The following is a 25,377-nucleotide window of genomic DNA, read 5'->3' as shown; positions in this document are numbered from 1 at the left end:
GGTCATCCTTCTCTGGTAGGTCATAACCGTTATGTGGCAGACTATCTCACAATATGCATAACACTTGCGAGAAATGTGGATACACGATGATGAAGCGGGGAAACAGCTGATGGCTCCGACACTCCACGGCTTGATGCCCATCCTGGCGACACCTTTCGACGAGTCGGGTGCCCTCGACCGCGAGAGCCTGCGCCGACTGGTCGAGTTCCAGCTCGCGTCCGGAGTCGACGGCGTCGCCGTCTTCGGAATGGCGAGCGAGGGCTTCGCGCTCACCACCGAGGAGCGCCGCACGATCCTGGACGATGTCGTCCGTGTGGTCGAGGGCCGGGTGCCCGTGATCGCCGGCGTCAACGGCACGTCCACGGCGACCTCGATCGAGCAGGCCCTCCTCGCGGAGGAAGGGGGCGCTGATGCCCTCATGGTGCTTCCTCCGTTCATGGTGAAGCCGCCCGCCGGGACGCTCGTCGACTTCTACGGAGATGTCGCCGACGCCACCTCCCTCTCGGTCATGGTGCAGGATGCCCCCGGCGTCACCGGCGTCGTGATGGCCCCTGCGCTGATCGCCGAGATCGCCCGCCTCGAGGGCGTCGACTCCGTCAAGGTCGAAGCCCCGCCGACCGCGCCCAAGGTCGGCGCGGTCGTCTCGGCGATCGACGATCCGAACTTCGCGGTGCTCGGTGGACAGAATGCGCAATTCTGCCTGGAGGAGTATGCCAGGGGCGCCGTCGGCACGATGCCGGCCTGCGAGTTCCCCGACCTCCTCGGTCCGGTGCTCGCGCAGTTCACGGAGGGGCGCGTCGACGAAGCCCGTGCCGAGTTCCGTCGTATGCTCCCTCTCGTGCTGATCGGTCTGCAGGGCGGCATCGCGTGGGCGGTGCACAAGGAGGTCCTCGTCGCGCGCGGCGTGATCGACCACGCGACGGTGCGCTATCCGGCTTCGCGCCTGGACGCCGGCAGCCGTGCATCGGTCAAGCTGGTCATCGACGAGCTCGCCCTTCCGCCCATCCCCACCACGGTGCGCGTGTGACCCGCCGCGGCGTGCTGCTGATCGGCGGCAGTTCCGACATCGGTCTCGCGATCGCCCGCGCCTTCGTCGACGGTGGAGACGCCGTCGTCGGGGTGGGGCTCGAAGACTCCGACGATCCCGTCTTCGAGCGGTACCTCGTCGCGGACTGCAGCCGACCGGAGGCCGCCGACCGCGCCGTCGCGGATGCGGAGCAGGCGCTCGGCCGACTCGACGTCGTCGTGCTCGCGGCCGGCCGCATGCCGATCGCCCGCGCGGAGGCCACGAGCGACGAAGACTGGCGCGGCGCGCTCGGCGCCACGCTCGACTCGGCGTTCTTCGTGGCACGAGCCGCTCTCCCCCGCCTCGCATCGGGGTCGTCGATCGTCGCGGTGACCTCGGTCAACTCGTCCCTCGCGGCTCCTGCCCTCCCGGCCTATGCGGCCGCGAAGGCCGGTGTGGACGGCCTCATCCGCCAGCTCGCCCTCGACTACGGCCCCCGCGGCATCCGCGTCAACGCCGTGCAGCCTGGCAGCATCTCGGCCGTCGACACCGGAGAGAGCGAGGGCTACCCGCTCGGGCGCATCGGGCGCCCGGAGGAGGTGGCTTCGGTCGTGGCGTTCCTCGCCTCCGACGCCGCATCCTTCGTCACCGGCACCTCGATCGCCGTCGACGGCGGTCTGTCGATCTCCTCGCCCGCCGCCTGGCTGAAGCCGGTGCTGCGGGAACGCTGGCTCTGAGCCGCTCGTTCCCACGAAGAAGGCCGCGTCCCCATCGGGACGCGGCCTTCTGACTCTGCGATCCGCTCAGGCGTTCGCGTCGAGCAGACCCTGCACTTCCTTCTTCAGCGCGTTGAGGCCGGCCTGCACCTCGACCTGACCGGCGAGGATCGTCGCGACCCCCGCTCCGATGGCCGCATCGATCTGCGCGGTGACCGCGACGCGGTCCCAGGCGGCGCCACGGGCGTGCTCGGAGACCTCGGTGCGGAACGCGCCCTGGAACTTGTCTGCCGCGAGGGCCGGGATCTTGTCGGCGACGCTCTTGGCGGCAGGTGCCACCGCGGAGTTCTCGTACAGCGCGGTCGCCGCTTCGACATTGGTCGCGGCGTAGAGGATGAAGTCACGGCTCGTGAGCTCTCCCTCGCCCGCCGTCGCGAAGACACCGCTGCCCCAGGCCCGGTTGAAGGAGTCCTTGCCCCCGGCGGTCGGACGCGAGATCGCGCCGATGTTGTCGATGATGTTCTGGGCGGCACCGTTCGTCTTGACGAAGGTCGATGCGAGCGGGGCGTCGTCGTACAGGGCCGCCCGTCCGCTCGCGAACAGGATACGGGCATCGCTGCGCGCCACGTTCGTCTGTGTCAGCCCTGCGTCCTGCAGGGACTTGTACCAGGTGACGGCCTTGACGCTCTCGGCGTCGCCCAGGGTGCACTTCAGATCGTCGGTGACGACGTCGCTGCCGAAGCCCCACATCCACGGGACGGCGTCCTTGAGGTCGGGGTTCTTGGTGACGGCGGCGTACGGGATCAACGAGGAGTCCTGCTTCTTGATCTTCTCGAGCGCCGTGGCGAACTGCTCCACGGTCATGCCCGACTTGATGCCGACGCTCTTCGCGATCTCTCCGTTGGTGATGATGCCGATGCCGGCGGCCGTCAGGGGCAGCACGAGCAGCTTGCCGTCCATCGTGTACGAGTCGAGCACACCCTGCGGGATGCCGAGCCCCTTCGCGAGGTCGGAGAGGTCGGCGAGCACGTTCATGGGGGTGAGCACCTGCCACCCGCCCGACTGTCCGACGCCCATGAGGTTGCCGGAGCGTCCGGTCAGCGCCAGCTGGGTGGCCGCCTGATCGTACGGGTAGATCACGGGGGCGACCTTGACGCCCTCCTGCTTCGAGAATCCGTCGAGGATGCCCTGCCATGCCGACTTCAGGGCCTCCTCGCCGAGCGAGTTGCCGTAGAAGTTGATGGTCTTGGCCTTCGTGGCCCCGGCGGCCGTGGCTCCGGCACCGGTGCCGGGGGCGGCGGGAGTGGCACAGCCGGCGAGCGCGAGAGCGCCGAACGCGGCGAGGACCGTGCCGCCTCCGAGGAAGGCTCGGCGGCTCAGCTGCGAGTTCGAGATGTTCATGAGACTGCTCCTTCGGGATGAGGGGGACGAGCTGTTCTGCGGTGCATCGCTAGCCCTTGACCGCTCCGGCGGCGAGGCCGGAGACGAAGTAGCGCTGCAGGAGGATGAAGATGATGACGAGCGGGAGGGAGGTGATGAGGGACGCCGCCATGAGTGCCGGCCAGTCGGCCGTGCCCTCGCGGATGAACGCCTGGGTGAGTCCGGCGGGCAGGGTCTGCTTGTCGGGTCCGGCGAGCGTGAGGGCGAAGAGCAGATCGCTCCAGCCGCGCATGAACGCGAACATGCCCGCGGTGATGAGACCGGGGACCACGAGCGGGAACACGATGCGGAACATCGTGCCCGTGCGCGACAGGCCATCGACCTTCGCCGCCTCGATGATGTCGTCGGGGAGGGCGTCGATGATGCCCTTCAACAGGAACACCGCGAGCGGCAGTGTGAACGTCGTGAACGAGATGATCAGCGCAGCGTAGGTGTACAGCAGCCCGGCCGAGCTCAGCATCAGGTACAGCGAGATGAGCAGAAGGGCGCCGGGGATCAGCTGGCCGATGAGGAACATGAACATGACGGCGTTCCGGCCGCGGTAGCGGAACTTCGACAGCGAGTACGCCATCAGGCCGCCGACCAGGACCGCGAGCAGGGCGGTTCCGGTGGAGACGATGATGCTGTTCATGAGGTTCTTCAGCAGCAGGTCGTTCTGGAAGAAGCCGACGAAGTTCTCGAAAGTCGGGTCGACCGGGAAGAACGGACGGTCCAGGGAGAAGACGTCCTCCTTCTTCGTGAACGCGGTCGCCGTGAGCCAGTACACCGGCAGCAGGCCGAACAGAGCGAGGAGCAGGAGCAGCACGCGCCCCGGGATGGACAGGTGGGGGCGGATGATCGACTCCCCCACATCGCGACTACGGCGCATCACTTCTCCAGCCGTCGGTTGAGGAACAGGTATCCGGTCGTGATGATCGCGAGCAGGACGAGCCAGAGTGTGCCCATGGCCGAGGCCTTGCCGAGCTCGTAGCTGCCGAAGGCCAGGTCGTAGAGGCTGACCGCGAGCGTCGTGGTCGAATTGCCGGGCCCGCCGCCGGTCATGACGAAGATCGTGTCGAAGTTGCCGAAGTTGTAGATGAACTCGAGCACCGCGACGAGGGTGACCGGGCCGGCGATGTGCGGCAGCGAGATGTGGCGGAACCGCTGCGCACGCGTCGCACCGTCGATCGTGGCCGCCTCGATCTGCTCGCTCGGGAGGGTCTGGAGCACCGCGAGGGCGACGACCATGATCCACGGGAACGAGTGCCAGGTCTTGGCGATGACCACGGCGGCCATCGCGCCGGTCGGGGTGCCGAGCATGCTGACCTCCGGCAGGCCGAAGACCGAGAGCACGTGGTTGACGACGCCGTAGCTGTCGTTGAAGATCCACGCCCAGAGGAAGGAGACGACCACGCCGGGGAGCAGCCAGGGCAGCATGAGAGCGCCGCGCAGGATGTTGCGTCCGCGCATGCGGGCGTTCAGCAGCAGGGCGAGAGCCACACCGAGCACGAGGGGGAAGACCGTGGAGAGCGACGCGAACACGAGGGTCGTGCCGAGCCGGGCGAAGAACTCCTCCCACACGGCCGCATAGTTGTCCAGACCCACGAAGGTGCGCTCGGGACGCAGGAGCGATTGATCGAACAGGCTCGTGAAGATGCTCGACACGAGGGGGAAGATCGCGATCACGAGGAACAGAAGGACCGCAGGAAGTGCGATCATGAAACCGAAGGTGCGATCCTTCGCGCCCAGCGTAGAGCGTCGCCCGGAGCGTGGCTCGACGGCCTTCTGCTCGCTCTCCGCGGGCCGCTCGAGTATGGCTTGTTGCATTGCAGTCACTTTCCAGTAGAGACGACCCCCGGGGGCCCTGCGCGTCGTCGTCACAGTCGTCAACGTCGACGTGCGGCCAGTTAACCACAATGCGGATGCGAAATCCACAAAATGCATAAGACACCCACATTTGTGTTGCTCGAAGCCATTTCACTGCATAAGATGACTGGCAGCGGCGACCAGCCGCAGCGTCGCATCCGCGGCGGCAGTACTGAGGAGGAGTGACCATGGCATCGGAATCGGTGGGCGGCACCCAGACCGTCGAACGGGCGATGTCGTTGCTCGCATGCTTCACCGAGGAGTCCGGCGAGCTGAGGGTCTCCGAGCTCTGCACGCTCACCGGGCTCGGCCAGTCCACCGTCTCGCGCATGATGTCGGCACTCGACCGCATGAAGTTCGTGGTGCAGGACGCCCGCACCGGCCTCTACCGCCTGGGACCGGCAGCCGTGGCGCTCGGCACGATCGCCCTCAACGGCTCCCCCATCTTCCGCGCGTCGCGGCAGATCGCCCAGAACCTCGCCCGCAAGATCGAGATCGGCGTGAACGTCGCCGAGCTCAGCGGCTTCACCTTCACCTACCTCTGCAACTTCGAAGGCGCGCTCGCGCCCAAGTCCTTCGCGATGGCCGGACGCACCGGCCCTCTGCACGCCACCGGCCTCGGCAAGGCCCTGCTCTCCGGCATGACCGATGAGCAGGTGGACGAGTACTTCGCCCAGACGCCTCAGCGCTTCACCCCTCATACGATCGTCGACCGTGCAGCCATGCAGCTCGCCCTCGACGAGACCCGCAGCCGGGGCTATGCGACCGAGATCGAGGAGCTCGCCTTCGGACGCGCGTGCATCGCCGCCCCCATCCGCAACCGCGCGGGTGAGATCGTCGCCGGGCTCTCCGCGAGCGGTCCCCTCTCGGTGCTCGATCTGCACGCCCCGCACCAGGAACTCGCGCTGCAGCTGATCGAAGCGGCCGACGAGATCTCCGTGGCTCTCGGCTACAGCCCGTCCCGCACCGCGTCGGCCTTCGCCGCGCTCTGACTCCTCCGCCGCGACGCGGCCCTCTGATCCGATCCTGATCCCTGACCGCGGCACCAGCCGCCGGCCGCTCGCCCCTCGATGTCTTTGGAGACCCCTGTGAGAATCACGCGCGTCCAGACCTTCCCCCTCTACCTGTCGAAGGAGGAGGCGAACAACTCCTACGCCGGCGACACCGCAGTCGACCACCGCGGCTACGTGATCCGCCCGCCGTGGCGGAGCCTCTACTCCCCCGGCTACGAGACCCTGCTGGTGAAGATCGAGACCGACGAGGGTCTCGTGGGCTGGGGCGAGGCGCTGGCGCCGGTCGCTCCCGTCGTCGCCGCGGCGATCGTCGACAACCTGCTCACCCCCCTCATCCTCGGTGAGGACCCACGCTCGGTGCGCTCGCTCTGGCACCGCATGACCGAGTCGATGCGCGAGCGCGGGCACCTCACCGGCCACCAGGCCGACGCCATGGCAGCCGTCGACATCGCCCTGTGGGATCTCTGGGGCCATGCGACCGGCCTCTCGGTCTCCGAGCTCGCCGGGGGACGCTTCCACGAAGTGCTGCCGACCTATGTCTCCGGGATCCGCGGTGTCGACGACGTCGAGCGGGCGGAGAAGGCGGCCGAGCTCGTCGAGGGCGGCGTGCGCCGCATCAAGCTGCACCTCGGCGTCGACATCCGCACCGACCTCGCCACCTACGACGCGGTCCGGGGTGTGCACCCCGACCTCGACGTCGCGCTCGACGCGCACTGGACCTACCGGCTCGGCGAGGCGCGGGCCCTCGGTCGGGAGCTCGACGACCGGAGGGCGTGGTTCTTCGAAGCGCCGTTGGCTCCCGAAGACGTGGAGGGCCACCGCGACCTCGCGACCGCGCTCGCCACGCCGATCGCGGTCGGCGAGGCGATGCGCAGCCGCTTCGAGTTCACCGACTGGCTCACCCGCCGCGCGGTCGGCCTCACGCAGCCCGACATCGGCCGCACGGGCATCACCGAGGGCCTCGCGATCGCGGCTGTCGCCGATGCGTTCCACGTGCAGGTCGCGCCTCACCACTCCGCGGCCTTCGGCATCGCGATGGCCGCCGGTGTGCACGTCGCGGCGAGCGCCGCCTCGCTCCTCGCGTTCGAGTACCAGCCGTTCACGCTCCCGGTCGCCAACCGCCTGCTCACGACACCGCTCGAGGTGCGTGCCGACGGCGGGTTCCTGGTCCCGACCGGTCCCGGCCTCGGCGTGACCGTCGACGAGGACGCGATCAAGGAGTACGTGCGGCACTGACGCCCCTCCGCACCCACCACGAAGGGGTGGGCCGGCCGGATCTCTCCGACCGGCCCACCCCTTTCGTCATGTCAGTCCCCGATGCGCACGAACTGCGCCGCGCTGACGCGGTGGATGCTGGTGTTGCGGACCTCGAGCCGCACTGTTCCGGTCGCACCGGCCGTGTAGCGGAACGAACCCAGCGATCGCCACGCTGCCGCGCCCTGGGTCTGATCCACGATCACCTCGGAGCTGCCGTTCTGATGCTCGACGACGTAGGCGGCCGCGGTCGTGGTCGTGGGGTTCGTCGGGTACCAGACCGAGACGCGGTAGAGCCCCGCCTGCGGAAGGTCGACGTTCCACGTCACGGTGCTGCCCACGGAGTCGGAGTCGCTGTAGCGCGTGCGCGTGCCGTTCCAGCCGGAGAGTCCACTGGGGTACCAGTTGCCCGATTCCAGGTAGCCCGGCCACGGCGACTGCGTGTGTGCGATCACGCCCTCATCGGCGACGCGCACGAGCACTCCGCGTCGCAGAGTCTGGTCCAGGCGCGCCTCGAATCGGGTCGACGATCCCGGCGCGACACCGGCCCCTGCCGTCACCGTCCAGGTGTGGGTCAGATCCGACCTCGGCGGCACCGTGATCGTCGCACTCTGCTGCCCGACGCTCCACCCGGTGAGGCCGTAGAGCGCGAGCGTGCCCTGCAGCGGGGTGACCCCGGTGTTGATGACGAGTGCCGTCAGCTTCGCGACCGCGCCGGGACCGCTGACGATCTCGACGTCGGAGGTCAGCGACACCAGGCGGCGACGGTCGATCACCTCGATCGCGGCGGGGCGCAGCGTCACGGGGTCCTCGCCCGTGACCGTCAGCTTCGCCTTCACCTCGACCTCGCCGAGCGCCGCTGCGGTCGCGATGACGGCCGCGGACTCGACCCGCGCGGAGCCCTGCGCGGGAACGGAGATCGCCGGGACGGCACCGTCGAGGCTCCAGCCAGACGGCAGGGTCACAGCCACGGTGCCGGTGACGGGGTCGTCGGTCGCATTGCGCACTTCGATGATCAAGGGAACCCGGTCTCCGGCGGTTCCGGTCGCCTGCGCGATCACATCGCCCGCCAGCCCGGGGTTGGCCCCGCTGATCCGCGACGGCAGCTGGAGGGTGACCTCGGGCGTGGTCGTGCCCCCGGAGGTGATCGTGTACCGGAACGTCTTGGTGAGGTCGTCGACGGGGATCGTCCACTCGAACGGGTACGCCTTCTGCGGAGCCTGCTGCACCGCCTGCGCACCGATGCGGTACGACAGCGTGGCCTGTTGCTCGGTGTCGATCTGCACGTAGGCGTCGTACCCCTGCCCGTCGGGACGCACCAGAAGCATCCCGCGCGCGACCCCGTACTCGGTGGCGGGGTCGGAGTCGATCTCGTGGAAGCTGTCGCGCCCGTGATCGACGACGTCATCGAACGGCAGCCCCGGCCGCTGCACCGTGACGTTCCGCACCACCAGGGCCAGCAGTCCGCGCGCGGGCACCGTGACGGTGACGCGACCGTTCTGGGCCGCCGAGGTCGAGCGGGCGCCGTTCGCGGCGACCACCTCGACCGCGGTCGACGAGCTGCGGGGCAGGCCGGTGAGATCGGTGGAGAGGTCGACGAGCACCTGCTGCGCGGTGCCCGCGGAGTTGGTGAGGCTCACGTACAGGGCACCGTTGCCGACGCCGCCGATCCAGTTGACCAGAGGGTTGTCGACCCCGATGAGCCCCTCGGGGAAGTACGGCCACACGCCGTCCTCGCCGAAGAACGTTCCCGGCGCATGACCGTAGGCGAAGAACTTGAAGTAGGCGAAGTCGGCCTCGAACACGTGCGGGAACTCGATCGCGCCGGCGCTGCGGTAGAAGCTCTCACTGATCAGGTAGTCCATCGCGAGTCCGAGCTGGGCGGGCGCGTGGTGGAAGTAGTACCCCGTGATCCCCACCGGACCGCTCGTCGCGAAGTCGGGCTTCATGTGCGCGACCTGGAACTGCCGCCCGTAGTAGCCGGGATACGTGGTGAACCGTCCGATCACCATGTTGTGCGCGATGTCAGCGAGCAGCTCGTCTCCGGTGTGATGCGCCAGCCGCAGCAGAGCTCCGGCCCAGCACGGGTTGAACACGTAGCCGCCGCCCGGGTTGGTCAGGGTGCTGACGCCGAGCTTGAACGACGACAGCGCCTCGAACGTCAGGCCGGAGGGCGAGACGTACCAGGCCGGCACCGTCTCCGTCGGAACGTTCGTCGTCGGGTAGGACGGGAGCGACGAACGCGACTCCCAGTCGTACTGCTGCTTGATGACGGCTCCGACCGGGACCGTGACGTTCGTGTCGGGAACCGGGCGCACCGCCGTCTGCGTGATGAACCGTTGCACCTCGCGATATGCCCCGTCGAGGAACTCGGTCTCGCCCGTCGCCTCGAACATCTCCAGAAGGTCGACCCAGTACTTCGAGAAGCTGTAGGCGAAGCCTCCCGGCGGTTGGCCGTTGCTGCGATACGGCGTGAGGATCTGCTCCTGCGCATACCTCCGGGCGATCAGCGTCGCCTCCGCCAGATAGGCGGGATCCCCCGTGACGCGGTAGGTCGCCAGCGCGTTCGAGAACGGCGCCCTGCTCTGCCCGACCACGCCCGCCTTGGTCGCCTGCACCGCAAGCCGCTGGATGCCGGCGTTGCGGCCGTGCGTGAGCTGGTAGAGCGACGCGAGGTTCACGGCATCGGTGGGGATCTTCCCGATCCGGTACTGCGTCTTGTCGTTGTACACCGGGCTGCCGATCATCGGCGTATGCCCGATGCCCTTGCGGGAGAGCTGGTACTCCACGAGCGGACGCGCACGACGGTCGTAGAGCGTGCTGTCGGCGGTCCCGGTCAGGTAGTGCGCGGCGAGCACGACTCCGCTGGCCGCCGTGCGGACCGCATCCTCGTTCTCGACGTCGACGAATCCCTTGGCGCGGTTCCACCAACCCGAGTACGAAGGCACGTAGTCGACGGAATCGTCGCCGCTCGGCTCGACCGCGATCAGGGCGGTCATCGCGTGCACCGCGTCGGTCAGCGATCGGTCGTACACATTGCGCCGATACGCGGTGAGGCCGTACTCGTTCCGGCACAGTTGCGTGTACGTGCCGTACAGGGTGTCGGCTCGAGCGGCGATGCCGAAGGCGAAGCCGCGCTGCTGTCCGACCGTCATGGCCGTGCGCAGCCCGGGCTGCGGCGAGTACATGGACGGCACGATGTCGAGGCTGTCGTTGCGCAGGCTCATGCCGTACGGCTGCCGATCCGACATGAGCTGCCGTTCGTGCACGAACTCGGCCACCTCCGACGGCAGGTACACACCCGAGGTGACGGCGACGTCGCCCACGGAATACTGCGTCAGCGCCATCGGAGCGAAGAGCTCCCACGCTCCCAGGGGCGCGGAACCGTCGAGCACCGAGAGCGCGTGCTGGTACGAACCGCACAGCACCTCGTCGAGGTCGTCGAGCGACTTCGCATCCTGGCTCTGATAGCCGACGATGTAGTCCCCCGCGGTCTTGGCCGTCACCACGTAGTGCGCTTCAGGATGGGCGCCCTCCAGGCGCCACCGCACGACCAGGTCGACATCGTCGGTGCTCGTGGTCAGCTCGATCGCCTGCGGCCCGAGCACCTGGAACGAGGTGAATCCGAGCCAGCTGGGCGTGAGCGGTCCGTACAGCTCCGGCGCGCTCCCCGACGGCAGCGTCCCCTCCAGCACCAGCCACTGCTCGTCGAACCGGTGGGCGGGATCGGTGATCGCCAGCCAGCCGTCGTTGCGCTTGACCTCGAGATCGCGCACGATCGTCGCCCCGCCGTCCCAGGTGGCCTGGAAGAACGTCATGCGGTGGTCGTCCCCGACCAGCTGTGCGACCTGGGTGAATGCCAGGTTCGGCTTGTCCAGGCGACGGAGGGCATCGGCGTAGACCCCTCCCGACGTCGTGAGTTCTGTCGCGGCGGCGGGGGCCGAGCCGTAGGGCGAGCCCAGCACCGGAGGAAGCACACCGGCGATCACGAGCATGCGCAGCACGGAGCGGCGGCTCCACAGCAGGGGATGGTCTTCGGCTCCGTTGCCATCTATTGAATCCATGATGCACATAATGCAATTCATATGCGATCATGTCAATGGATCCGCCTCGCCGATCACGCGCGCTTCTCCCCCTGTCGGCGCCGGTAGCGTCATCGAGGCAGACCATCTCGAAAGGACGCCCGCGGTGACCCACAACCCTCCCGAGGAGATGACCGAGTACTCGCTGGGCGCCCTGCTCACGCCGCTCGCATCGCCGGACGAGCCCGAGGACTTCGACGACTTCTGGCAGGCGACATTCCAGGAGTTCGGCGTCGGACCGGTGGCGTGGAAGGTCGCACTGGAGCACCCCGCGACCGCGACGCATCGCGTGACGGAGATCCGCTTCCGCTCCTCGGCCGGGGACGACGCCACCGCCTTCGTGATGCTGCCGCACGCCACCGCCGACGTCCGCAGCGGCCTCGTCGTCGGACACGGATACGGCGGTCGGACCGGACCGGACATCGAACGGGTGCCCGCCCGCACCGCGGCGATCTTCCCCGTCGCCCCCGGGACGCACGTCGGCACCGCCAGCCGCTTCCCCGCCTCGCCCGACGAACACGTGCTGGCCGGAATCGCACACCGCGACACGTACTCGCATCGGTTCAGCGCAGCCGACATCTGGCGGGCGGCGACGGTCCTCCTCGAGATGGCGCCGTCGGCGGCGACAGCTCTCGACTTCAGCGGCGGCAGCTTCGGCGGTGGCATCGGCGCCCTGGCGCTCCCCTGGGATGCCCGGTTCCGCCGTGCGGCTCTCGACGTGCCGAGCTTCGGGAACCACGATGTGCGCCTCTCGCGGCACTGCACCGGGAGCGGAGAGGCCGTTCGCCAGCACCTCCGTCACCACCCGGAGGTGCGGCCGGTGCTCGACTACTTCGATGCGGCGACCGCCGCACGGCGCCTGCGCATACCCGTGCACGTCAGCGCGGCGGTGCTCGACCCCGCGGTGGACCCGCGCGGGCAGTTCGCGGTCTATCACGCGCTGTCGGGCCCGAAGAGGCTCGGGGTGCGCGCAGGCGGTCACCTCGACGGACCGGTCGGCGTCCTGTCCGACCGACTCGCCCTGCAGGACGGCATGGATTTCCTCGCGCTTCCCGACGAGCGCATCGCGTGAGCATGTCATCTCCTCGCCGACGCGGCATTTCTCAGAGAACACATAGCATTCTCCATAGAAATCGCATAGGAGATTCCGCAGAATAGGGACATGACCAGCGACCTGCCCGAACTGCGCCGCCCCGACGGCTCCCCCCTGCGCATCCTCGCCGTCGACGACGAGCAGATGCTCACCGATCTCCTCGCCATGGCCCTGCGCATGGAGGGTTGGGAGGTGCGCACGGCCTCGTCCGGGATGGAAGCCCTCCAGGTGGCGCGCGAGTTCGAGCCCGACGCGCTGGTACTCGACATCATGATGCCCGATCTCGACGGGATGTCCGTGCTCAAGCGGCTCCGCGAGTCCGGCAACCTCGTCCCCGTGCTCTTCCTCACCGCGAAGGACGCCGTGGGCGATCGCGTCGCCGGGCTCACCGCGGGCGGCGACGACTATGTCACGAAGCCGTTCAGCCTGGAAGAGGTGATCGCCCGCCTGCGCGCGATCATCCGGCGCACCGGTCACGCCACGGCCGACGACGGGCAGTCGATCCTGCGCGTCGCCGACCTCACCCTGAACGAGGACAGCCACGAGGTCGTGCGCGACGGCACCGAGATCGAGCTCACCGCGACCGAGTTCGAGTTGCTGCGCTATCTGATGCGCAACGAACGCCGTGTGCTTTCGAAGGCGCAGATCCTCGACAGGGTGTGGAGCTACGACTTCGGCGGCAAGTCGTCGGTCGTCGAGCTGTACATCTCCTACCTGCGCAAGAAGATCGATGCCGGCCGCACACCGCTGCTGCACACCGTCCGGGGCGTCGGTTACATGATCAAGGCTCCGCAGTGAGCTCAGCGACGGTGATGAGACGGCCGATGAGCCTGCAGACACGGCTGATGACCGCCGTGATCGGATTCGTCTCGCTGATCCTCATCATCGTCGCCGTCATCACCAGCGCGACGCTGGGCAGCACGTTGGAGCGGCAGCTCGACGAGAAGGTCGAGAGCTATGCCGCGGGCATCACGAAGCAGCTCGTCCAACAGGTCCCGGCTGAACGAGCCACGGTCGACAACATCCTCAAGGGCGGCAACCCGCAGATTCCCGGCCTGCTGTTCGCCGTCGCGAGTCCTGTCACCGGGGCAACCGGTATCGCCTTCGACAACTCGAACGGCGACCTCGGCGGAACATCCCAGGCTCTCACAGCGGATCAGCTGCACGAACTCATCAGCGCTCTGGGCAGCGGCACGCCGGCGACCGTCTCGCTCGCGGGGCTCGGTTCCTACCGGGTCGTCGCAAACCCTGCGAGCACGGGCGTCGTGGTTGTCACCGGACTCCCCCGTGACGAGATCCAGAACCAGCTCACGCAACTGCTCACCGTCATCGCCCTCGCGACCATCGGCGGGCTCATCCTGCTGGCGCTGACCACTGCGATCACGATCAGAGTGAGTCTGCGACCGCTGCGTGCTGTCGCGATGACCGCGACCAGGGTCGCCAACCAGCAGCTCGATCGCGGCGAGGTGACGATCACCGAGCGCGTGCCGGCGTCCGAGGCGGATCCGCGCACCGAGACCGGGATCGTCGGCGCCTCCCTGAACAAGCTGCTCGATCATGTGAACACGTCGCTCGCCTCCCGCCAGAAGAACGAGGAGCGGATGCGGCGCTTCGTCGCCGACGCCAGCCACGAACTGCGCACCCCGCTCGCCTCCATCCGTGGATACTCGGAATTGTCGCTGCGCGCGCTGCGTCAGTCGAACGCGCAGGCGGAGCGTCCCGAGGTCATCGAGGGCACGACCTCGTCGTTGGAGCGCATCCAGGCCCAGTCGCTGCGGATGACCCGCCTCGTCGAGGACCTGCTGCTGCTGGCCCGACTCGACGAAGGCCAGGAGCTCGTCTACGGCACGGTCGACCTGACCCAGCTGGCCCTCGAAGGCCTCTCGGACGCACGCCCGACCGCGGCCGACCACCACTGGAACATCGACGTGCCCGACGAACCCGTCACGATCGTGGGAGACGCCGGACGCATGCATCAGGTCGTCGCGAACCTGCTCGCGAACGCCCGCACCCACACGCCAGCCGGCACGACCGTGACACTGAGCGTCGCGCAGGAGGGTGAGGATGCCGTGCTGCGCGTGCACGACGACGGTCCGGGCATCGACCCCGCCATCCGTGACGAGCTGTTCGCCCGTTTCGCCCGTGGAGACAGCTCGCGGGCCCGGCAGACCGGCGGCACGGGCCTCGGACTCGCGATCGCGAAGGCCATCGTCGAAGGGCACCATGGCTTCATCACCGTCACCAGCGAACCCGGTGACACGACCTTCACCGTCCGCATCCCGCGTAACCCGGCGGCAGCCGACGACGACACCGCCGAGGCCTGACCCGACGGGTCCCTCGGCTCAGTATCCGGCGAACGCGTCGGTGGTGAGGCTGCGGGCCTTCTGCAGGGCAGGGGCGAGGTCGGCGATGAGCCGCGGCGGGCCCGAGATGAACGCATGACGCATGGCCAGGTCGGCGACGGCGCGCTCCAGGGTCTCCGCATCCAGACGTGCGCCTCGCGCCCAGGACCAGTGCGCGGGCAGGTCGCCAGGCTCGTCACGCGTGAACACCACGGTGGGCACCCCCGTCGCGGCGAGCTCATCGCGGAAGGCGAGTTCGGAGGCGTCGGAGGCGACATACACGAGCACCACATCGCGGCGCTGACCAGTCGCCTGCAACTGCCGCAGCTGCGAGACGAACGGTGTCACTCCGATGCCGGCCGCGACCATGAGCACCGGCTGGTCTCCGCGAGGAAGGATGAAATCCCCCCAGGTGCCGGTCACCGCGAAGGTCGCCCCCGGCTCTGCGGCGGCGAGAGCGCGCTTGTAGCTCGACGGATGCTTCTGGTCGCCGTTCTTGTACGCGATGCGCAACGTCGGAAGATCGGCGGGTGCCGACACGATGCTGAACTCCCGCCGGGTTCCGCGGGCGTCGGGGCGATGATGCGGAACGTCGAGCTCGAGGTACTGCCCCGGAAGGAAGCGCACGCGCCCCTTGGCACGGAACGTCAGCTCCTGCGCGGTCGGGGTGATGAACTCACGCCGTTCGAGCACGAGCCGCACCGAACCGCGCAGGGCGAACGCGAACGCCACCAGGTTGCCGATCAGCAGCGCACGCTCCTGACCGAGGGTGAACAGCCCGGCCACCGAGATCGGCCACCCCGCGAGCAGACCCACCACGACGGCCACGACGAGCTGTTGCCGACGGCGCGGCGGGAGGGTCAGCGGCTCCGAGAGCATGAACGCCCCGAGGAACAGGAAAGGCGACTGCAGCACCGCGAACTGCAGGGCGGTCACGATGTCGAACGTGATGTCGAACTCTGTGGCCTGCACCATCTGACGCACGACCGACGTGGCGACGGCGACGAGCAGGAACACCAGCACGATCCGGATCTTCTCGGTGCGCCACAGCACGGCGAGGCCCAGCACCGCCACGGGGATCGTGAGCACCGGCGTGCCGACCCACCACGACGACGAGGTCCCCAGCCACTCGAACGCTCCGAAAGCGCCGAGGATCGAGACCACGGCCGCCCCGAACGCGGCGGGGTTGAAGATGTGCCGCCCACGCCATGCGATCAGATACTTCGAGACGCTCGCGACGGCACCGGCGAGGGCGAGGCCGAGGAGCGCGCCAGGCTCGATGCCCGGCCGGAGGACGAACAGGAGGATGAGTGCGGTCACCAGTGACGATTCGACGCGCCAGGGCAGCCGGAGGATGCGCTGCGCCACCGCGTCGACGGCGGAGATGACGACCGCGAGCACGAGGAACGAGGCCACGAGCTCGAGCGGGGTCGGCGAGACGATCACGCCGAAGAGCGACAGGACGAAGGCGATGACCGCGAGAGCGACGAGCGCGAACAGCACGAGGCGGTACATCGACAACGATCCCAGCACCGCGAGGACCCGCTGTCGTGCGGCGGCGAATGAGGTGATCACTTCTCCACTCTTCCCTAATTCCGACCTGAGGGGTGCGACGGCCCCGCGGTGACGAACAGTTCGGCCGGGCATCCGGGCGAGCGCTGCACGCGCCCGTCGGTGCTCATGCGCACCCACTCGACGTTCCACATCGCTGCGAGCTCGACACCGCCGTCGAAGAAGAGAGCCGTCGCCACGGCGTCGGCCGTCATCGTCTCCGGCGCCCATGCCCAGGTCGCGGCCCACGTGCGCACGGGCATCCCGGTGCGGGCATCCAGCACATGATGCAGCCCGCTCCCCCACGCCCTCCGGTTGATCGCCGAGGCGCACAGCGCCTGGTCGTGCACATCGACGACCCCGATCGCCTTCGTCGGATCGTACGGGTGCTCGAGGCCGATGCGCACACCGGAGCCGCGGACCCGGATGTCACCACCGGCGTCGACCACGAGGTCTCCGGGCACCGCGGCCAACGCCGCCGCCACGAGGTCGACGAGACGCCCTTTGCCGAGCGCGCCGACATCGATCAGGGCAGGCGCCGAGGCCGTGACATCGGTATCCGTCCAGGACACGTCCTGTTCCCAGGCCGCCGGGGCGCGCACAGGTTCACCCGGCACGAGGGAGTAGTCGGCGTCGTACCCGAGCGCGTCGAGGCTGTCCGCGACGAGCGGGTTGACGGCGCCTCCGGTCGCGGCGGAGAGCCCACGGTACGCGTCGAGCATCGGCCGGGCATCGACGGAGGCGAAGCCGCCCCCCTCACGTCCGAGGCGCACGACCTCCGAATCTGCACGGAATCGGGACCACTCGCGGTCGAAGCGGTCGATCTCCGCCATCACCGCGGCGCGTGCCGACTCCGGCAGGGGTTCCGTCGTCTCGATCTCCCACTGCGTCCCGATGGCCTCGAAACGCCAACTGGCCATGGTGGATCAGGCGCCTAGGCGGCGGCCTGCTCCTTGATCGCCTCGACGGCCTTGTTGAACCCACCGCTGGTGAGCGACGAGCCGGCGACGCGGCTGACGTTCAGGTCGTCGAGAGCCTTGCCGTCGACCTGCTCGGCGATCCCGTCGATGAACTGCCCCTGGTACTGCTTGCTCTCTGGGGCCTGCGGGTCGCCGGTCACCTCGACATCGGTCACGACGCCGTCGGCGAGGGTCAGGGTGACGGAGATCTGCTCCACCGTCTCGGGCGTCTGGTACGAGCCCTCGGCGGTGTAGGTGCCGTCGGCGTAGGTTCCCGTGGAGTCGCCACCGGAGGACGAGGAGGAACCGGCGTCCGGGGTGCTGCTGTTGTCGGCGGGCGCCTCGGCGTCGGCGTTTCCGGAGCATCCGGCGAGGACGAAGAGTCCCGCGATCCCGAGGAGTGCGGTTCCCTTGCGGACAGAGGTCGGTACGGTCGTGCGGATCATGGTGGTCCTCCCGGCTCGGTGTCGGCCGACGCGCTCGTCGGCCATTCGACCGTAAGCACCCCGGCTATGCGCGGGCTGTGCCGTGACGATGCGTTACGCGTCGCCGCCGAACATGCTCGTCACCGAGCCGTCTTCGAACACCTCGTGGATCGCGCGCGCCAGCAGCGGGGCGATCGGGAGGATGGTCAGCTTGTCCCAGCGACGCGACTCGGTGAGCGGGATCGTGTCGGTGATGACGACCTCGTCGATGGACGAGTCCTGCAGCCGATCGGACGCCGGGTCGCTGAAGATCGCGTGCGTCGCTGCGACGATGACGCGGTGGGCGCCGTTCGCCTTGAGCGCCTGGGCGGCCTTGACGATCGTGCCACCGGTGTCGATCATGTCGTCGACGAGGAGACAGGTGCGGCCGTCGACGGCACCGACGATCTCGTGCACGGAGACCTGGTTCGCGACCTTCGGGTCGCGCCGCTTGTGGATGATCGCCAGCGGTGCACCGAGGCTGTCCGACCAGGTGTCGGCGACGCGCACGCGGCCCATGTCGGGCGAGACGACGGTGAGGATCTCACGGTCTTCGGGCGACAGCGTGCGCTCGAAGTAGTCCAGGAGCACGGGCTTGGCGAACAGGTGGTCGACGGGACCGTCGAAGAAGCCCTGGATCTGCGCGGCGTGCAGATCGACGCTCATGACCCGGTCGGCGCCCGCGGTCTTCAGCAGGTCGGCGACGAGACGGGCGCTGATCGGCTCACGACCGCGGCCCTTCTTGTCCTGACGCGAATACGGATAGTACGGCGCGACGACGGTGATGCGCTTGGCCGACGCGCGCTTGGCGGCGTCGATCATGATGAGCGTCTCCATGAGCCACTCGTTGACCGGCTCGCCGAAGGTCTGGATCAGGAAGAGATCCACACCGCGGATCGAGACCTCGAAGCGGGCGTAGATCTCGCCCGAGGCGAACGTCCGGTGCTCGACCGGTGCGATCTCCGTGCCGAGGGCCTCGGCGACCGCTGCGGTGAGTTCGGGATGCGAACGTCCACCGGCGACGACGAGCCGCTTCTTGGTCTTCGCGATGATCCCGGGGGCCACGCCGTTGTCGCGATCCAGATCGACCGTCTTCTTCTTGCGCGCCATGTCCGCCTATTCCGCCGAATTCTCGCGGGACGCAGCATCCGCCGCGCCCGTCCCTGCTCTGTTCTTCTCGACCCAGCCCTCGATGTTGCGCTGGGGGGCGACGCTCATGGCCAGCGCGCCGGCGGGGACGTCCTTGCGGACGACGGCGCCTGCACCGGTCTTCGCACCGGCTCCCAGCCTAACGGGCGCGACGAGCACCGTGTGCGACCCGGTGTGCACCTCGTCACCGATCTCGGTGCGGTGCTTGTTCACGTCGTCGTAGTTCGCCGTGATGGTGCTCGCGCCCAGGTTCACCCCGCGGCCGATCGTCGCATCGCCCACGTAGGAGAGGTGCGGAACCTTGCTGCCCTCGCCGATCTCGGCGTTCTTGGTCTCGACGTAGGCGCCGATCTTGCCCCGGACTCCGAGGATCGTGCCGGGGCGGAGGAACGAGAACGGGCCGACCGTCGCCTCGGCACCGATCACGGCCAGCGTGGCATCGGTGCGGCGGACGATCGCGTCCTCCCCGACCTCGCAGTCCACGAGTGTCGTGTCCGGACCGATGACGGCACCGGAGGCGATCACCGTGGCGCGGAGGATCTGCGTGTTCGGGAGGATCGTGACGTCGGGTGCGAGCTTCGCGTCGTCGTCGATCCAGGTGGTGGCGGGGTCGATCACGGTCACGCCCTCGAGCTGCCAGCGACGCACGATCCGCTGGTTGAGCAGGCGCCCGACCTCGGCCAGCTGGGCGCGGTCGTTGACGCCGAAGGTGACCGAGATATCGGAGACGACGGATGCCGCCACCCGGTCGCCGTCACGGCGGAGCAGGCCGGGCACGTCGGTCAGGTACATCTCGCCCTGGGCGTTGTCGACGCCGACCCGCGGAAGGTAGGCCCGAAGCGTCGCCGCACGGAACACGTACATCCCGGCGTTGATCTCGCGGACGGCGGCCTCCTCGGCGGTGGCGTCCTTCTGCTCGACGATTCGGTCGACTCCCCCGTCGGCATCGCGGACGACGCGTCCGTAGCCGGTCGGATCGTCGACCAGCGCCGTCATCAGCGTGGCCGGTGCGCCGGAGGCGCGGTGCTCCGCCAGGAACGCGGAGAGGGTGTCGACATCGGCCAGCGGGCAGTCGCCAGAGAGCACGAGCACGTCGCCGTCGAAGTCGGCGGGGAGGGCATCGACGGCCACCTGCACCGCACGACCGGTTCCGGGGATGTCGTCCTGGTCGACGAAGACCGCATCGGGGTAATCGACCGCGAGCGCCGCGACCACCTGGTCGCGCTCGTGACGGACGACAACCTCGACGTGCGCGGCCTGCAGCCGCCCCGCGGTGGTGAGCACGTGCCCCACCAGTGGACGTCCGCTGATCGGATGCAGCACCTTCGGCAGGCGCGACTTCATGCGAGTGCCCTGGCCTGCGGCGAGGACGATGATGGCGAGATTGTTCCCAGTCATGCTCCGCCGCCAGGACTCGAACCTAGACCTCACAGCTCCAAAGGCTGTCGTGCTGCCATTACACCACGGCGGACCGCGCCGCCCACGAGGGCGCCGCGGCATCAAGTCTGCCATGCCCGAGCCCCGGTTCTGCTGACACCCCGTGCGTCATCCACCCGAAACACCGCTCTGGGATGCTGGCGTCATGAGCATCGTGATCGAACGGGTGGAGACCGCAGACCCCGCCCTCGCCGAGTTCCTGATCGCCCACCACGCCGAGTTGGAGCACACGGCTCCACCGGAGAGCCGTCATGCCCTGGTGTTCGAGCGTCTGCTCGCCCCGGGAGTGCGGCTGTTCGCCGGGCACCTCGACGGCCGCCCTGTCGCCACCGGCGCCCTGGCGACGGTGGAGGAAGGGCACGAGGAGATCAAGTCGATGCGCACCGACCCCGCGCTGCGCGGGCGCGGGCTCGGACGCACCATGCTCGCCTTCCTCCTGGAGGATGCCGACGCGCGCGGCATCAGCCGCGTCTCGCTCGAGACCGGGAGCGCCGAGTTCTTCGTCCCGGCGCGCGCCCTCTACTCCGCCGCCGGCTTCCGCGAATGCGGCCCTTTCGGCGGTTACGTCCTCGACCCGCACAGCACCTTCATGACGATCGACCTGCCGGCGGCGTCCTGATCCCGAGCCGCACACGCGATAATGGGCGGATGAGCGAGGTGGATGAGGTCGACCGGATCGTCGGCGCGTGGAACACCCAGCGCCCCGACCTCGACTTCTCCCCGCTCGAGGTGCTGTCGCGGATGGACCGACTGTCACGCCACCTCGACCGTGCCCGACGCGACGTGTTCCGCCGCAGCGACCTGGAGCACTGGGAGTGGGATGTGCTCTCGGCGCTGCGCCGAGCAGGGGCGCCGTTCCAGCTCTCCCCCAAGCAGCTGCTGCAGCAGACTCTGGTCTCGAGCGGCACGATGACCAACCGGATCGACCGTCTGGTCGGCCGCCGCTTCGTGCGCCGCGAGGCCGACCCCGGCGACGGGCGCAGCGTGCTGGTGACGCTCACCGACGATGGGCGCATCCGCGTGGATGCCGCCATCACGCGTCTCGTCGACGTGGAGGCCGACCTGCTGCAGGCCCTCTCGCGCTCGGATCGGGATCGCCTCGCGGGGCTGCTGCGCAAGCTGAGCCTGAGCTTCGACTCGTGACCGGCCGCATCTGATGGGCATGCCCTCCCCCCTCCCCGTGCGCGACGGCGTGGGAGCGACACGATTGCACGTGCCCCTCTCCGGCTCGTGGCCCACCGTCGCCGCCTACATGGTCGAGCGCTTCTTCCACCTCGACCCCGAGCGTCTTCTCCAGCGGTTCGACCGCGGCGAGATCGTGCGGGCCGACGGCTCCCCCGTCCCTCGCGACGCCCCGCTCGGCAGCGTCGAATTCGTCTGGTACTACCGCGAACCCGCCGTGGAGACGCGGATCCCGTTCGAGATCGAGATCCTGCACCAGGACGAGCATCTCGTGATCGTCGACAAGCCGCATTTCCTGCCCACGACTCCCGGCGGCAAGTTCCTGCAGAACTCGGCGCTGGTGCGCCTGCGCAACCTCCTCGACAATCCCGACCTGGCGCCGATCCACCGGCTGGATCGCGCGACCGCCGGCCTGCTGATGTTCTCGACACGACCGGCGACCCGCGGCGCCTACCAGCTGATGTTCGAGAAGCGGCAGGTGCAGAAGGTGTACGAGGCGGTGTCGGCGCTCCCCGATCACGGCGAGCTCCCCTCGTTCCCACTCGTCTACCGCAACCACATCGAGAAGCCCCGCGCCCAGGTGCGTGTGCAGGTCGACGATGCCAGGGAGCCGAACGCCGAGACGCTGATCGCGCTGATCGGCAGCGACGATCGCGTGGTGCATACGCTGCTCCGCCCGCACAGCGGCAAGATGCATCAGCTGCGCGTGCACCTGGCCGCCCTCGGCATCGGCATCCTGAACGACCGGTTCTACCCGGAGCTGCTCGACGACCTGCCCGACGACTTCGACCGCCCGCTGCAGCTGCTCGCTCGTGAACTGCGCTTCATCGATCCGCTGAGCGGGACGGAGCGGGTGTTCACCACTCGTCGCACCCTGCAGGAGGCGCCTGCCGACGAGAACCCGGTCGAGAGCCCCGTCAGCGGCGCATGACCTTGCGGGCCAGGCGGGTTCCGAGCGTCTGCGCCACGTGCACGAAGACGACGATGAGCAGCACGGCCGCCCACATCACCACGGGCTCGAACTGGCGACGTCCGTAGGTCAGTGCGAAGTTTCCGAGACCGCCTGCACCGATGTAACCCGCCATCGCGGTCATGTCGATGAGGGCGACGATGACGAACGTGTACCCGAGGATGAGCGGCCCCAGGGCCTCCGGGATCACGACGGTGAAGAGCGTCCGCCAGGGGCCGGCCCCCATGGCGCGTGCGGCTTCGATCACTCCGGGTGAGACCCCGACGAGATGCTGTTCGACGATGCGGCCGATCGCGAACATCGAGGCCACGACGAGCGCCACGATTGCGGCGTTCGTGCCGATGCCGCTGCCCACGATGAAACGCGAGAACGGGATCAGCACCGTGATGAGGATCACGAACGGGATGGGGCGGAAGAAGTTGATGAAGAGGTTCAGGACTGCGGAGACCGCCCGATTCTGCAGCATCCCTCCCGGCCTGGTGAGGTACAGACCGACGCCGATCAGACCGCCCAGCAGGCCGCCCAGCACCAGCGTGAGAGAGACCATGTAGAGAGTCTCGACAGCAGCCGTCCAGAACTCGGGCCCCAGCTCGATGAGACGATCCATCAGCGCACCTCCTCGCTGTCGATGTCGGACACGTCGACATGTGGGGCGATGCTCGCGAGCGTCTGCTCGATGACACCGTCCTCACCGCGGATCGCGAGAGTGAGGTGTCCGAAGGCACGCCCGCGGATGTCGTTGATGCCCCCGAACACGAGCTCGAATTCCAGTCCCGCGTCGGCGAGCTGGAGAAAGACCTGCGCCTGGGACGGACCGCCGTCACGGAACGAGAACGTCACGAGGCGTCCATCGTGACGTTCACGGAGCACCGCCCGTTCAGACGGAGAGGGCACCCCCTTCACGACCGTGCCGACGAACCGCTGCGAAGCGGCGTGCTGTGGGTTGGAGAAGACCTCGAACACGTCGCCGTGCTCGATGACGCGACCGCGGTCCATGACGGCGACCTTCGTCGCAATCGTCTGGATGACATCCATCTCATGTGTGATCACGACGATCGTCACGCCCTGTTCCTCGTTCACCTTCTTGAGCAGTGCCAGCACCTCGTGCGTGGTCTCCGGGTCGAGTGCGCTGGTCGCCTCGTCTGCGAGGAGGATGGCCGGCCTCGTGGCGAGGGCTCTGGCGATGCCCACACGCTGCTTCTGACCGCCGGAGAGCTGTTCGGGGTATGAGCGCGCCTTGTCGCTCAACCCCACGAAGCTGAGCAGCTCGGTGACACGCGCCTCGATGTCGAGCTTCGACCACCCGGCCAGCTTGAGGGGATACGCGACGTTCGCCCGCACGCTCTTCGACGAGAAGAGGTTGAACTGCTGGAAGACCATTCCGATTCCACTGCGCACCCGGCGCAGTTCGCGCTCCGCGAGAGCCGTGATCTCCACGCCATCGACAGTGATCCGCCCCTCGGAGGCAGGCTCCAGAGCATTGATGAGACGCACGAGCGTCGACTTGCCTGCGCCGGAGTATCCGATGATGCCGTAGACATCTCCCTGATCGATCTGCAACGTGACGCCGTCGACCGCCGTGATCTGCTCGTCAGCCCCAGCCGGGGACGGGTATCTCTTCGATACGTTCTCGAGGGACACGATGGGCATGGAGTGCTCCGGTCTTGAAGGGGAAAGGAAGGGCGTGGTCGACCTGCAGACGACGAATCGGGCGACGCTCGCGCGTCGCCCGATTCTCTCAGGTCGACCTGATCAGCTGTTCGCCGCGACGTCCTTCTGAACGTCCTTGAGCAGCGAGGCCAGCTCGTCGGCCGGCGTCTGCAACGTGACGCCGGTGCCGCCCGACGACTTCGCCAGGCCCTCCTGCACGTTCTTGTCGGTCTGGAAGATCTCGACCAGCTTGAGGTAGGTCTCGTTGTCGACGTCTTCGGCGCGCGACGCGAAGATGTTCACGTACTGGAGCGCACTCGGGTCCTCGGGGTCGTCGGTGAAGAGCGCGTCGTCGAACGAGAGCCCCGCGTCCTCCACGAAGTCGTTGTTAATGACGGCTGCTGCGACATCGGGCAGGGCTTCAGGGGTGAGGGCCGCTTCCAGCGCTGTGACCTTGACCTTGGACGTGCTCTCATCGACGTCAGCGAGATCCGAGAAGGCGGTGCCGCCGTCCTTCAGATCGACGAGTCCGGCGGCCTGCAGCACCAGCAGCGCCCTGGCCTGGTTCGAAGCATCATCGGGTACAGCGACGGTCTCGCCTTCCGGGATGTCCTTCACGGAATCGTACTTCGTCGAATAGAGACCCAGCGGGTAGATCTGCGTCGATCCGATCGCCGCGAGATCATCGCCCGATGCCTCGTTGTACTGAGCCAGATACACGATGTGCTGGAACTGGTTGAGGTCCACCTCGCCCTCGCTCAACGCAGGGTTCGGAAGCTCGTACGAACCGAAATCGACGAGCTCGACCGTGATGCCTTCCGCCGCAGCCGCATCCACGAACGCGGGCCACTGCGGATCGCTCTCGCCGACGACGCCGATCTTGACGACCTCGTTCTCGGACGATCCCTCACTGCCGGATCCGGCATCGGACGACCCCGTGGCGCACCCGGTGAGTGCGACGAAGAGCGGGACCGCGGCGAGCGCGGCCAGGATGGAAGTGGTACGGCGTGACATGTGAAGGAGTTCCTCTCTTGGGGGACTCGAATACGTTAGGCAGGCCGCGCGACGCACGCGGAATCGAGTGTCACACGGCGTCACAGCGACAGGTCGACCGTCTTCACCCGACTCGGATCGACCGCGCACGCCTGTGCCCTGGCCGTGCGTCATCGAACGACACAGTCGGCGACGGCGAGAAACAGTCGGCGACAGCAGGACACAGTCGGC

General features: G+C 68.3%; 22 protein-coding genes and 1 tRNA gene. 10 read left to right on the top strand and 13 right to left on the bottom strand.

Translation table 11 applies throughout. The features are described 5' to 3' along the window. Positions 1-109 precede the first annotated feature (109 nt). Together MST3598_RS05670 and MST3598_RS05665 are read left to right on the top strand one after the other, a co-directional pair. Positions 110-1,027, top strand: coding sequence for a dihydrodipicolinate synthase family protein (locus tag MST3598_RS05670; protein ID WP_029260540.1), 918 nt, complete (start codon positions 110-112; stop codon positions 1,025-1,027). Continuing rightward, positions 1,024-1,743 (top strand): SDR family NAD(P)-dependent oxidoreductase, encoded by a 720-nt coding sequence (locus MST3598_RS05665; protein WP_029260539.1) that lies wholly within the window; start codon positions 1,024-1,026, stop codon positions 1,741-1,743. Before MST3598_RS05670 ends, MST3598_RS05665 begins: the two co-directional genes overlap by 4 nt. A 66-nt stretch (positions 1,744-1,809) precedes the next feature. Here the strand turns inward: MST3598_RS05665 and MST3598_RS05660 are convergent, their stop codons facing one another. From MST3598_RS05660 to MST3598_RS05650, 3 genes are read right to left on the bottom strand one after another with little or no spacing between them, the layout of a single operon-like run. Next, positions 1,810-3,123 (bottom strand): extracellular solute-binding protein, encoded by a 1,314-nt coding sequence (locus MST3598_RS05660; protein ID WP_021199738.1) that lies wholly within the window; start codon positions 3,121-3,123, stop codon positions 1,810-1,812. 49 nt (positions 3,124-3,172) lie between these two features. Then, complete coding sequence (locus tag MST3598_RS05655) at positions 3,173-4,030, bottom strand: carbohydrate ABC transporter permease (protein ID WP_051671217.1); 858 nt, start codon at positions 4,028-4,030, stop codon at positions 3,173-3,175. Continuing rightward, positions 4,030-4,860 (bottom strand): carbohydrate ABC transporter permease, encoded by an 831-nt coding sequence (locus MST3598_RS05650; RefSeq protein ID WP_231924911.1) that lies wholly within the window; start codon positions 4,858-4,860, stop codon positions 4,030-4,032. Before MST3598_RS05650 ends, MST3598_RS05655 begins: the two co-directional genes overlap by 1 nt. A 335-nt stretch (positions 4,861-5,195) precedes the next feature. Between MST3598_RS05650 and MST3598_RS05645 the strand changes: the two genes are divergently transcribed. Together MST3598_RS05645 and MST3598_RS05640 are read left to right on the top strand one after the other, a co-directional pair. Continuing rightward, the gene (locus MST3598_RS05645) at positions 5,196-5,999 is read left to right on the top strand and encodes an IclR family transcriptional regulator (RefSeq protein WP_021199741.1); all 804 of its coding nucleotides are present in this window, start codon (positions 5,196-5,198) and stop codon (positions 5,997-5,999) included. Positions 6,000-6,095: 96 nt separating this feature from the next. Next, the gene (locus MST3598_RS05640; RefSeq protein WP_029260535.1) at positions 6,096-7,256 is read left to right on the top strand and encodes a mandelate racemase/muconate lactonizing enzyme family protein; all 1,161 of its coding nucleotides are present in this window, start codon (positions 6,096-6,098) and stop codon (positions 7,254-7,256) included. A gap of 71 nt (positions 7,257-7,327) precedes the next feature. Here MST3598_RS05640 and MST3598_RS05635 read toward each other — a convergent pair whose 3' ends face one another. Then, complete coding sequence (locus MST3598_RS05635; protein ID WP_136053603.1) at positions 7,328-11,338, bottom strand: golvesin C-terminal-like domain-containing protein; 4,011 nt, start codon at positions 11,336-11,338, stop codon at positions 7,328-7,330. 124 nt (positions 11,339-11,462) lie between these two features. On the opposite strand from MST3598_RS05635, the gene MST3598_RS05630 reads away from it, so the two are divergent. The 3 genes from MST3598_RS05630 to MST3598_RS05620 all read left to right on the top strand — a co-directional run bounded on the left by MST3598_RS05630 (position 11,463) and on the right by MST3598_RS05620 (position 14,773). Continuing rightward, on the top strand, positions 11,463-12,428 hold the full coding sequence (locus MST3598_RS05630; RefSeq protein ID WP_051671216.1) for an acetylxylan esterase: 966 nt from the start codon (positions 11,463-11,465) through the stop codon (positions 12,426-12,428). Positions 12,429-12,518: 90 nt separating this feature from the next. Then, positions 12,519-13,247, top strand: coding sequence for a response regulator transcription factor (locus tag MST3598_RS05625; protein ID WP_017828429.1), 729 nt, complete (start codon positions 12,519-12,521; stop codon positions 13,245-13,247). Between the two features lie 26 nt (positions 13,248-13,273). After that, a complete protein-coding gene (locus MST3598_RS05620) occupies positions 13,274-14,773 on the top strand; it encodes a sensor histidine kinase (protein WP_021198767.1) in 1,500 nt (499 codons plus the stop codon). A gap of 18 nt (positions 14,774-14,791) precedes the next feature. Here the strand turns inward: MST3598_RS05620 and MST3598_RS05615 are convergent, their stop codons facing one another. The 6 genes from MST3598_RS05615 to MST3598_RS05590 form a co-directional block, all read right to left on the bottom strand. Next, positions 14,792-16,366 (bottom strand): FAD-dependent oxidoreductase, encoded by a 1,575-nt coding sequence (locus MST3598_RS05615; protein WP_029260532.1) that lies wholly within the window; start codon positions 16,364-16,366, stop codon positions 14,792-14,794. A 14-nt stretch (positions 16,367-16,380) separates the two neighbouring features. Next, positions 16,381-17,262: an FAD:protein FMN transferase gene (locus tag MST3598_RS05610; protein WP_036271927.1), complete on the bottom strand. Its 882-nt coding sequence runs from the start codon at positions 17,260-17,262 to the stop codon at positions 16,381-16,383. A 14-nt stretch (positions 17,263-17,276) separates the two neighbouring features. Next, a complete protein-coding gene (locus MST3598_RS05605; protein WP_021198770.1) occupies positions 17,277-17,747 on the bottom strand; it encodes an FMN-binding protein in 471 nt (156 codons plus the stop codon). 93 nt (positions 17,748-17,840) lie between these two features. Then, a complete protein-coding gene (locus tag MST3598_RS05600; RefSeq protein ID WP_021198771.1) occupies positions 17,841-18,875 on the bottom strand; it encodes a ribose-phosphate diphosphokinase in 1,035 nt (344 codons plus the stop codon). A 6-nt stretch (positions 18,876-18,881) separates the two neighbouring features. Next, the gene (gene glmU, locus MST3598_RS05595) at positions 18,882-20,312 is read right to left on the bottom strand and encodes a bifunctional UDP-N-acetylglucosamine diphosphorylase/glucosamine-1-phosphate N-acetyltransferase GlmU (RefSeq protein ID WP_029260530.1); all 1,431 of its coding nucleotides are present in this window, start codon (positions 20,310-20,312) and stop codon (positions 18,882-18,884) included. A gap of 1 nt (position 20,313) precedes the next feature. Then, positions 20,314-20,385, bottom strand: a tRNA-Gln gene (locus tag MST3598_RS05590). Positions 20,386-20,496: 111 nt separating this feature from the next. Here MST3598_RS05590 and MST3598_RS05585 point away from each other — a divergent pair. From MST3598_RS05585 to MST3598_RS05575, 3 genes are read left to right on the top strand one after another with little or no spacing between them, the layout of a single operon-like run. Continuing rightward, a complete protein-coding gene (locus MST3598_RS05585) occupies positions 20,497-20,970 on the top strand; it encodes a GNAT family N-acetyltransferase (RefSeq protein WP_029260529.1) in 474 nt (157 codons plus the stop codon). Positions 20,971-20,999: 29 nt separating this feature from the next. Then, complete coding sequence (locus MST3598_RS05580) at positions 21,000-21,494, top strand: MarR family winged helix-turn-helix transcriptional regulator (protein WP_029260528.1); 495 nt, start codon at positions 21,000-21,002, stop codon at positions 21,492-21,494. Positions 21,495-21,513: 19 nt separating this feature from the next. Next, entirely contained in the window at positions 21,514-22,464 is a 951-nt protein-coding gene (locus MST3598_RS05575) for a pseudouridine synthase (protein WP_197024863.1), read from the top strand. Here the strand turns inward: MST3598_RS05575 and MST3598_RS05570 are convergent. The 3 genes from MST3598_RS05570 to MST3598_RS05560 form a co-directional block, all read right to left on the bottom strand. Continuing rightward, a complete protein-coding gene (locus MST3598_RS05570) occupies positions 22,451-23,110 on the bottom strand; it encodes a methionine ABC transporter permease (protein ID WP_021198776.1) in 660 nt (219 codons plus the stop codon). The two genes, MST3598_RS05575 and MST3598_RS05570, sit on opposite strands and share 14 nt — an antisense overlap. Further along, a complete protein-coding gene (locus tag MST3598_RS05565; protein ID WP_029260526.1) occupies positions 23,110-24,153 on the bottom strand; it encodes a methionine ABC transporter ATP-binding protein in 1,044 nt (347 codons plus the stop codon). The genes MST3598_RS05570 and MST3598_RS05565 overlap by 1 nt, the downstream gene beginning before the upstream one ends. A 102-nt stretch (positions 24,154-24,255) precedes the next feature. After that, positions 24,256-25,167: a MetQ/NlpA family ABC transporter substrate-binding protein gene (locus MST3598_RS05560; protein ID WP_021198778.1), complete on the bottom strand. Its 912-nt coding sequence runs from the start codon at positions 25,165-25,167 to the stop codon at positions 24,256-24,258. Positions 25,168-25,377: the final 210 nt, after the last annotated feature.

This window comes from Microbacterium sp. TPU 3598, assembly GCF_002356155.1.
Classification (GTDB): Bacteria; Actinomycetota; Actinomycetes; order Actinomycetales; family Microbacteriaceae; genus Microbacterium; species Microbacterium maritypicum_A.
This window is presented reverse-complemented; position numbering and strand designations above follow the sequence as displayed.

What these genes read in the sequence shown, in the direction of transcription:
- MST3598_RS05560 (WP_021198778.1), bottom strand. Translation starts at nt 25,167, where the DNA reads ATGTCACGCCGTACCACTTCCATCCTGGCCGCGCTCGCCGCGGTCCCG.
- MST3598_RS05655 (WP_051671217.1), bottom strand. Translation starts at nt 4,030, where the DNA reads ATGCGCCGTAGTCGCGATGTGGGGGAGTCGATCATCCGCCCCCACCTG.
- MST3598_RS05605 (WP_021198770.1), bottom strand. Translation starts at nt 17,747, where the DNA reads ATGATCCGCACGACCGTACCGACCTCTGTCCGCAAGGGAACCGCACTC.
- MST3598_RS05645 (WP_021199741.1), top strand. Translation starts at nt 5,196, where the DNA reads ATGGCATCGGAATCGGTGGGCGGCACCCAGACCGTCGAACGGGCGATG.
- MST3598_RS05580 (WP_029260528.1), top strand. Translation starts at nt 21,000, where the DNA reads ATGAGCGAGGTGGATGAGGTCGACCGGATCGTCGGCGCGTGGAACACC.
- MST3598_RS05625 (WP_017828429.1), top strand. Translation starts at nt 12,519, where the DNA reads ATGACCAGCGACCTGCCCGAACTGCGCCGCCCCGACGGCTCCCCCCTG.
- MST3598_RS05670 (WP_029260540.1), top strand. Translation starts at nt 110, where the DNA reads ATGGCTCCGACACTCCACGGCTTGATGCCCATCCTGGCGACACCTTTC.
- MST3598_RS05650 (WP_231924911.1), bottom strand. Translation starts at nt 4,860, where the DNA reads ATGATCGCACTTCCTGCGGTCCTTCTGTTCCTCGTGATCGCGATCTTC.
- MST3598_RS05635 (WP_136053603.1), bottom strand. Translation starts at nt 11,338, where the DNA reads ATGGATTCAATAGATGGCAACGGAGCCGAAGACCATCCCCTGCTGTGG.
- MST3598_RS05620 (WP_021198767.1), top strand. Translation starts at nt 13,274, where the DNA reads ATGAGCCTGCAGACACGGCTGATGACCGCCGTGATCGGATTCGTCTCG.
- MST3598_RS05600 (WP_021198771.1), bottom strand. Translation starts at nt 18,875, where the DNA reads ATGGCGCGCAAGAAGAAGACGGTCGATCTGGATCGCGACAACGGCGTG.
- MST3598_RS05610 (WP_036271927.1), bottom strand. Translation starts at nt 17,262, where the DNA reads ATGGCCAGTTGGCGTTTCGAGGCCATCGGGACGCAGTGGGAGATCGAG.
- MST3598_RS05565 (WP_029260526.1), bottom strand. Translation starts at nt 24,153, where the DNA reads ATGCCCATCGTGTCCCTCGAGAACGTATCGAAGAGATACCCGTCCCCG.
- MST3598_RS05660 (WP_021199738.1), bottom strand. Translation starts at nt 3,123, where the DNA reads ATGAACATCTCGAACTCGCAGCTGAGCCGCCGAGCCTTCCTCGGAGGC.
- glmU (WP_029260530.1), bottom strand. Translation starts at nt 20,312, where the DNA reads ATGACTGGGAACAATCTCGCCATCATCGTCCTCGCCGCAGGCCAGGGC.
- MST3598_RS05575 (WP_197024863.1), top strand. Translation starts at nt 21,514, where the DNA reads ATGCCCTCCCCCCTCCCCGTGCGCGACGGCGTGGGAGCGACACGATTG.
- MST3598_RS05585 (WP_029260529.1), top strand. Translation starts at nt 20,497, where the DNA reads ATGAGCATCGTGATCGAACGGGTGGAGACCGCAGACCCCGCCCTCGCC.
- MST3598_RS05570 (WP_021198776.1), bottom strand. Translation starts at nt 23,110, where the DNA reads ATGGATCGTCTCATCGAGCTGGGGCCCGAGTTCTGGACGGCTGCTGTC.